Raw genomic sequence first — 7,204 nt, forward strand, 5'->3', positions numbered from 1 at the left:
CTTTAAAAAATTTATCAGTCTATTATAACATATTTAGACAAATTTTGCTCATACTAGCATGAATATTTCAAATAGTTGTATAGTTCATGTGTGATTTCATGGTGAACTGTATACTTATATCCTCCACAAAGAAATTTCTTTTTCAATTCAAATTTCTCTTTAAGCTTAATTTTTTCTAGTGCTTTTCCTTTTTTATACACTAGTATTTCCCAATGTTTTTCAAACTTAACTAAGTAACAATCATAAGTCTTATCTTTTCCATATTCTCCCAAAAAATATAGAAATCCAACAAGGTCAAATAACATATGCCACCACTTTACTGTTTTTCTTCTTTCTAACAAATAAACTTTCTCACTCTTAATAAGATAATTATATAATTCTTCCATAACTCCCACCTCTTTATAGTCATTATAACACAAAAAATCCTTTGCAGAAAACTCTGCAAAGGAATGTTTATTAGTGTATATCTTTTTTCTTAAAGTTAGCTCCACTTACTTCACTAACTGTTCCAATCGATAGAAAGGCATTTTTATCGTTCCTAAAGACTATTTTTTTTAGTTTTGATTCTTCAATACGTGTAATTACACAAAAGATAATTTTTGTTTCTTGACCTGAATAACCACCCTCACCATGTAATAGAGTCACTCCACGACCAAGTCTATCTTGAATTTCTTGACTTATTACTTGGTAATTACTAGTAATTACCATAACAGATTTAGAATCATTAAGTCCCTCAATAACGATATCCATAACTTTAGATGCGATGAAATAACTTATCATAGAATATAATGCTGCTTCCCATGTGAAAACAAATCCAGATGCGATAAAGATAACAACATTTATTCCAAGAACCATTTCACCTACAGAAATCGGTAATTTTTTTGTAGCATAGATTGAGAACATCTCACTACCATCTAATGTACCACCATTTCTGATAACTAGCCCTACTCCAATTCCAAGTATAATTCCTCCGAATATACAAGCTAAAAATGGATCCGTAACTAGTGGTGGAATGCTTTGGAAGTATGATGTAGCTGCAGAAAGAATAACAATACCAAAAATAGATGCTATAGAAAATCCTTTACCAATCTGTTTATATCCTAAATATAAGAATGGAATATTTAAAAGAAAGATAAATAATCCAAGTGGTAATCCTAAATAATGGCGAGCAATAATAGATACCCCAATCACTCCTCCATCTAGGATATTATTAGGAATTAAGAAAAATTCTAATCCTGCCGCAAAGATCAACGATCCTATAACTATACTAATATATTTCTTTAAAAATTCTAATCTACTATCCATTGAATCTCCTTTTTATTTTATTTTTTGACAAATAGGACAAAAATGACTCGAACGACCTTTTATTGTAACATTTTCAACATCATGGCCTAATGGACAAACCTTCTTACCATAAATCTGGTGGAAATTCTGCATATTTCCTTCTCCACCATCAGCATGTACATAATCTGAAATTGTAGATCCACCTTCTTTTATCGCTAAATCGAGAATATCAACTAACTCCTTAAATAAACTTTCCTTCTTCTTTTTAGAAAGTTCACTCGCTTTAGTTAAAGGGTGTATTTTTTGACGATACAATACTTCACAATCATAAATATTCCCGCATCCACAAAATACATTCCCTTCCAATAGCAATGCTTTAATAGATTGATCTTTATATTTATTTTCATCTAATTTATCTAGAAAATACTTTTTAGCTTTTTTATCAAACGGTTCTGGAGCGAGATTAACAAAAGGTTTAAATTTCGTTATATCTTCTATGTATCTAAGTTCGCCAAATCTTCTAATATCACTGTAGACTAATTTTTCACCAGTCGATAATTCGAAAATCACATGTTGATGTTTGAAGTAGTTTTTATTGGTAATTTCTGCTATATCTTTTACTAAAAAAAATGCTCCCGTCATTCCAAAATGTGTGATAATATATCCTTCATTTAATGTAAAATATAAATATTTCCCTCTTCTAGATAATTTTTCTATAGTTTTACCTTTTACATTCTCCGAAAAAAAATTTATATCCTGCTTCACTATCGCCATTTTATTCAATTTATGACTTTCTGTTACAACATTTGAATATTTCACATCTAGAATTTGCTTATTTATTACTACTTCTTCAAGTCCAAATTTTATATTCTCTACCTCAGGTAATTCTGGCATAATATACTCCTATTTTTATACTTACTTTTTTATTTTAATATAAATATTTGAAAATATCAAAAATTTCCCACTTTTATTTTCTAATTTTCAATATTTATCTCCAATTTTCACCTTTATTATGGCAACAAATTGAAATTTGTAGTATAATAAAAAAGTTATAATGTTATAGAAGGGATTATATTAAATGAAAGAAAGAATATCTAGAAGAGATAGAATCAGTTCTGGATCAAGAAATGATAAACACTCTCCTAAAAAAAGAGGATTTAAAAAAATAATATTTACAGTTCTAGCATTGCTGTTTTTAGGAACAGGAGCTTTTGCCGCGTATACGTTTTTCAACTTCTATAATTCAACTCACAAAGGATATAAAAAAGTTGATTACTTAAAAGAAGTTGATCCTAACTTTAAGAAATTTTCAGTATTAATTTTAGGAATAGATATGAATGATGACCGTAAAGCTCAAGGTCAAACTCGTGAAGACAGTAGAACAGACTCAATGATTCTAGCAACTGTTAACAAAGATAAAAAACGTATGGATATGGTTAGTATTCCTCGTGACTCGCTTGCTTTGATGCGTGAAAAGAATGACGAGAACAATGATAGTGCATACTTCTATGATAAGATTACACATGCTCATGCTTATAATGATGTAAAAGGAACAACAAACGCAGTAGAAAACTTATTAAATACACCTATTAACTTCTACGTATTAATAAACTTCAAGGCTTTTGAGCAAACTGTTGATGCCTTCGGTGGAATTGATTTATATGTACCATTCGATATGGATGAACAAAATGCTAATGGTGAAGAAAACACTGTTAAACTAACAAAAGGATGGCACACTCTAAACGGTGAACAAGCTCTTGCTTTTGCTCGTAGTAGATATTACGATAGTGATATCGAACGTGGTCAACGTCAACTTCAAGCTATTCACGCTCTTATCGATAAAGCAAAAAGTTTAAATGCTTTAACTAAAATCAATGATGTAATTAATATTGCAGGTGATAATGTAGAACATAACCTATCAACGACAGAAATCTCTTCAGCGATAAAAATGTTCTTTAATGATGATATTCAAATCGTTTCACACAGAATCGATGGATATGATGTAATGTACAACGGCGTATATTACTACTATCCTCGTCCACTATCTCTATTATACGCATCATCAGCGTTAAGAGATAATTTAGATTTACCATTACCAAAATCAAAAGATTTACTAAATATATATTACCAAGGTCACATAAATATTGGATTAAAAGAATATAGAATAACTGATTTATTACCTAAAACTATATATCCAGAAGTTTCACTTACAATAATGTCACCTGGAGATTTACTAATCAATCTTCCAGAACAGCTTTCTAAAGAAGATCTGAAAAAAGATATTACAGTAAGTAACGAAAATAGACCAGATGAAAATAGTAATACTGAAAACAATGCTAACAATAGCAATGAACAGCAAAATACTACAACTGGTATCGGTACTACAAATACCCATCAAAATACCGGAGTTAATAATAATCAATAATAATTAATGTCCCATCAAAAACTACTTTTGATGGGATATTAATTATTTATTTGAAAATTTTACATTTACAGTTCCAGTATTTGAAGATGTGAATAATTGTTTCTTTTTATTTGAGCTATTTGTAAAATTTGATTCTTCATCACTTAATTCAGCTATAATATCACCTTTTGTTGACTTAAGAATAATAGAATTATTTGCAGTAAGATTACTTAAAATAATATTACCAGTAGTTGTTTTTAAGTTAATATTATCTGAACTTTCACTAGGAAGATTACTTACCTTAATATTTCCTAGTTCATTAGTTATATTAATATCTTTTATTGTTGATGATGACAAATCTGTATCTCCCGTTTTATTATCAATACTAATATCTTTTAAATCATTAATATTATTTAATTTAACATTTCCTGTAGCAACATTAATTTTTAGAGAATTATTTTTACTATTTAAGTTATCTATATTTAAATTTCCAGTTGCTAATTTAATGTCAGCATCTGAAGCTGAAATATTAGTTATATATACATCACCTAGTTTACTATTAATTATAAGAGATTTAATATCTAGATTCTTGATAAAATAATCTCCTATTTTATTAACTGAATTGATATCGATATTAGAAGATTTAGGTATTTTTATAATAAGTTTTCTTTTTTCAGTAAAGAAATTAAAATTAATACCCACAATATTTTTATTTTCTTTTATAGATAACTTATTTCCTATGTGCTCTATATTAACTTTACGTTCTAGAGCAGTATAGTATTCTATTTCCATATTTTTAGAAGCAGTATTCTCTTCTATGGTTACATCAGAATCAATAATATCTAAATCTAAATTTTTAACATCATTAATTGAGACAGTATAATTCTTTTTCTCTAAATTAGAAGAAAATCTAGGTACATGACCATTATTTAAGTAAGCTGCTAATCCTATCAATACTAATCCAAAAATTATAAAACTAATAGAAATTTTTATAAATTTATTCATTTATATACACCTCTTTTTTGAAAATCTTCACAAAAATTGTTCTGATGTTTATACCATTTTGACGTGATTTTTTATATATTTTTATCAACCAGTAAATACCAATTAAACTAGCCCCTGAAATAACAAATCCAAATCCTAAAGTATCTAAGAAATACGAAATATTTCTTTCGTAAATAAGATAAAATGGGGATTTTAATATCAATAAGATTCCACCAATGAAAATAGCTATAATAGAAAGTACAATACTAAATATTATAGACAGAATAACTATAAAAAGACTAGCGACTAGAGAAAATATAGTTATCCAAGCAGGAAATAATAATACGGTAATAATAAAGCCGAGCTCTGTAGGGATTTTTCGTGGTATAAACCTCCATACTAGTTTTGTTTGTTTTTTTCCAATATTATGTTCATCTAAAATTTGATCAACGATGATATTAATATCCCCTAATTGTGATACAGCTTCTTCTTCACTTAAGCCCTCATCAATACGATCATCAATCATTTCTTCGAAAAAATTAAGTGTTTTATACATCTCTTTTTGCGATAAATATGGTTTTAATTTATTTCCCAAAAGAGCGCAGAACTGTGTCTTATTCATGTTTTTCATCTCCTAATATATATTTATGTGCATTACTTATTACTTTCCAGTCGATAAGAAATTCCTGAATTTTATTGAGACCAACATCTGTAATTTTATAATATTTTCTTAGTCTACTATTATGTTCTACCGAATATGAGGTAACACAATCGTTTGCTTCCAAGCGTTTTAAGATTGGATATAACGTTGATTCCGATATAGGAATTACATTTGAAACATCTTTTATAATTTTATACCCATATGATTCAGAATTACGTAAAGTAGCAAGAACACATATTTCCAATAAACCTCTTTTTAATTGAGCTTCCATACAAATATCTCCTTTCACATAATACTATACATTGCATAGTATAATTTGTCAAGTAGTATAATGAGCAATACATTCTAATTATTGACATTTTATTTATAATACATCATAATTAATATAGTAAATTCAGCAAATTATAAATTACAAAGGAGGTACTATGGCGAAAAAATTTATTACAATCAAAGAAGATTCATACGATGAATTTGTAGAAAAAAAATCTACATTCATTACTCATCTTATAAGAATTAATAGCGAAGAGGAAGCCCGAGAGTTTATTCAAAAAATGAAGAAAAAACACTACGATGCTACACATGTTTGCTCATGCTATGTAGTTGGTGATAATAACGAAATAACTCGTGCTAATGATGACGGAGAACCTAGTGGAACTGCTGGCGCTCCAATGCTAGACGTATTAGTAAAGAATGAAATTAAAAATGTCTGTGCCACAGTAATAAGATACTATGGTGGAACTAAACTAGGAACTGGTGGTTTAGTTCGTGCATATGGTGGTGGAGTAATTAATGCGCTAAAAAATGCAATATTGGTAGAAAGAAAAGATGCTTTTGAAGTTAGATTAGAATTAGATTATAGTCTAAATGGAAAAATAGAGTATGAAATTGGAAAAACTAATTTCATCGTGAACAACTTAGAATACACTGACAAAATCATTTATACAATTTATGTAATGCAAGAAGACTACGATAACTTTGAAAATTGGATTACTAACCTAACTAATGGTCAATTCAAAATTCTATCTTCAAAAGAAAAACAACTCGAATTTGATATTAAATAAAAGAAAGAAGGTACAAGAAACCATACTTCATGGCCTCTTATACCTTCATTATTTATTTCTACTAGAAAACTCATCTATCCACTCTTTTAAATCAGAGATACCCTTCTCTACTATTTTTTCTTTATTATTGAATGCTAAATCAAGGCCCTCTACTCTTATAACTTTAACTTTGTCTATTCCTAGGATGCTAAATACTCCTCGTACATATTGAACTGCAAAGTCTAAATTAGTATATTGGATATGCTTATCAAATTCTCCCCCACTGGTTATGATGAAGGTTATTTGTTTATTAGAATCGTCTAGTCCTATTAAAGACTCTACCTCACATTTAAAAGTTTCATTTACTATCATGATATTATCAATATAATCTTTGAATTTTGATACTACATTAAAATTATGAAGCGGCATATAAATAAATACTACTTCCGCACTCTTCCATTGTTCTAATAATTCTTTTTGTCTAATTTTATCCTGTTGTTCTTTTTCTGTTAATTGTACTCCCTCATAATTAACATAAACTTATCCATCACCGGAATGTGAAGACTCGGATCATATAAATTTATCTTTTCGATATCTTCGAATCCTTCTTCTATTAATTTCTCTTCACCGATTTTTGCTAAAATATTAGAAATTCTATGCTTTCCATCAAAATCTGGATGACACAAAATCTGTAAAATTTTCATCATTTCACCTCATAAAATAATACAATATAAAAAATAGGGAGTGACTTGAAAATCGTGATTTCGAAGAAATGATGTGTACCCAAAATTCTGGACACATATATATTTAGTTTAAACATGTGGATGTTAT

General features: G+C 28.3%; 10 protein-coding genes. 2 read left to right on the forward strand and 8 right to left on the reverse strand.

Annotated elements, in window-relative coordinates; genetic code table 11:
- Positions 1–53 precede the first annotated feature (53 nt).
- From PNO30_RS03200 to mutM, 3 genes are all read right to left on the reverse strand, one after another.
- A complete protein-coding gene (locus PNO30_RS03200) occupies positions 54–386 on the reverse strand; it encodes a hypothetical protein (protein ID WP_271987135.1) in 333 nt (110 codons plus the stop codon).
- A 70-nt stretch (positions 387–456) separates the two neighbouring features.
- Positions 457–1,305, reverse strand: coding sequence for a YitT family protein (locus PNO30_RS03205; protein ID WP_271965972.1), 849 nt, complete (start codon positions 1,303–1,305; stop codon positions 457–459).
- A gap of 12 nt (positions 1,306–1,317) precedes the next feature.
- Positions 1,318–2,178: a bifunctional DNA-formamidopyrimidine glycosylase/DNA-(apurinic or apyrimidinic site) lyase gene (gene mutM, locus PNO30_RS03210; protein ID WP_271965974.1), complete on the reverse strand. Its 861-nt coding sequence runs from the start codon at positions 2,176–2,178 to the stop codon at positions 1,318–1,320.
- A 184-nt stretch (positions 2,179–2,362) separates the two neighbouring features.
- Between mutM and PNO30_RS03215 the strand changes: the two genes are divergently transcribed.
- Positions 2,363–3,709, forward strand: a complete 1,347-nt coding sequence (locus PNO30_RS03215) for an LCP family protein (protein ID WP_271987136.1) — start codon at positions 2,363–2,365, stop codon at positions 3,707–3,709.
- A 42-nt stretch (positions 3,710–3,751) separates the two neighbouring features.
- Here PNO30_RS03215 and PNO30_RS03220 read toward each other — a convergent pair whose 3' ends face one another.
- The 3 genes from PNO30_RS03220 to PNO30_RS03230 are packed head-to-tail and all read right to left on the reverse strand — an operon-like array spanning position 3,752 to position 5,604.
- Positions 3,752–4,693: a DUF4097 family beta strand repeat-containing protein gene (locus tag PNO30_RS03220; RefSeq protein WP_271987137.1), complete on the reverse strand. Its 942-nt coding sequence runs from the start codon at positions 4,691–4,693 to the stop codon at positions 3,752–3,754.
- The gene (locus PNO30_RS03225; RefSeq protein ID WP_271987138.1) at positions 4,686–5,294 is read right to left on the reverse strand and encodes a DUF1700 domain-containing protein; all 609 of its coding nucleotides are present in this window, start codon (positions 5,292–5,294) and stop codon (positions 4,686–4,688) included. Before PNO30_RS03225 ends, PNO30_RS03220 begins: the two co-directional genes overlap by 8 nt.
- Complete coding sequence (locus PNO30_RS03230) at positions 5,287–5,604, reverse strand: PadR family transcriptional regulator (RefSeq protein WP_040464235.1); 318 nt, start codon at positions 5,602–5,604, stop codon at positions 5,287–5,289. The genes PNO30_RS03225 and PNO30_RS03230 overlap by 8 nt, the downstream gene beginning before the upstream one ends.
- 154 nt (positions 5,605–5,758) lie before the next feature.
- Between PNO30_RS03230 and PNO30_RS03235 the strand changes: the two genes are divergently transcribed.
- Positions 5,759–6,394, forward strand: a complete 636-nt coding sequence (locus PNO30_RS03235; RefSeq protein ID WP_271987139.1) for a YigZ family protein — start codon at positions 5,759–5,761, stop codon at positions 6,392–6,394.
- Between the two features lie 48 nt (positions 6,395–6,442).
- Here PNO30_RS03235 and PNO30_RS03240 read toward each other — a convergent pair whose 3' ends face one another.
- Together PNO30_RS03240 and PNO30_RS03245 are read right to left on the reverse strand one after the other, a co-directional pair.
- The gene (locus PNO30_RS03240; RefSeq protein WP_271987143.1) at positions 6,443–6,859 is read right to left on the reverse strand and encodes an NAD(P)H-dependent oxidoreductase; all 417 of its coding nucleotides are present in this window, start codon (positions 6,857–6,859) and stop codon (positions 6,443–6,445) included.
- Between the two features lie 23 nt (positions 6,860–6,882).
- The gene (locus PNO30_RS03245; protein WP_271987140.1) at positions 6,883–7,080 is read right to left on the reverse strand and encodes a hypothetical protein; all 198 of its coding nucleotides are present in this window, start codon (positions 7,078–7,080) and stop codon (positions 6,883–6,885) included.
- Positions 7,081–7,204 lie beyond the last annotated feature (124 nt).

Source organism: Gemella haemolysans, from assembly GCF_028308085.1.
In the GTDB taxonomy this organism is placed as follows: domain Bacteria; phylum Bacillota; class Bacilli; order Staphylococcales; family Gemellaceae; genus Gemella; species Gemella haemolysans_D.

Bases quoted from the DNA above. Each gene is read 5' to 3' on its own strand.
- PNO30_RS03200 (WP_271987135.1), bottom strand. From the start codon at position 386: ATGGAAGAATTATATAATTATCTTATTAAGAGTGAGAAAGTTTATTTG.
- PNO30_RS03205 (WP_271965972.1), bottom strand. From the start codon at position 1,305: ATGGATAGTAGATTAGAATTTTTAAAGAAATATATTAGTATAGTTATA.
- mutM (WP_271965974.1), bottom strand. From the start codon at position 2,178: ATGCCAGAATTACCTGAGGTAGAGAATATAAAATTTGGACTTGAAGAA.
- PNO30_RS03215 (WP_271987136.1), top strand. From the start codon at position 2,363: ATGAAAGAAAGAATATCTAGAAGAGATAGAATCAGTTCTGGATCAAGA.
- PNO30_RS03220 (WP_271987137.1), bottom strand. From the start codon at position 4,693: ATGAATAAATTTATAAAAATTTCTATTAGTTTTATAATTTTTGGATTA.
- PNO30_RS03225 (WP_271987138.1), bottom strand. From the start codon at position 5,294: ATGAATAAGACACAGTTCTGCGCTCTTTTGGGAAATAAATTAAAACCA.
- PNO30_RS03230 (WP_040464235.1), bottom strand. From the start codon at position 5,604: ATGGAAGCTCAATTAAAAAGAGGTTTATTGGAAATATGTGTTCTTGCT.
- PNO30_RS03235 (WP_271987139.1), top strand. From the start codon at position 5,759: ATGGCGAAAAAATTTATTACAATCAAAGAAGATTCATACGATGAATTT.
- PNO30_RS03245 (WP_271987140.1), bottom strand. From the start codon at position 7,080: ATGATGAAAATTTTACAGATTTTGTGTCATCCAGATTTTGATGGAAAG.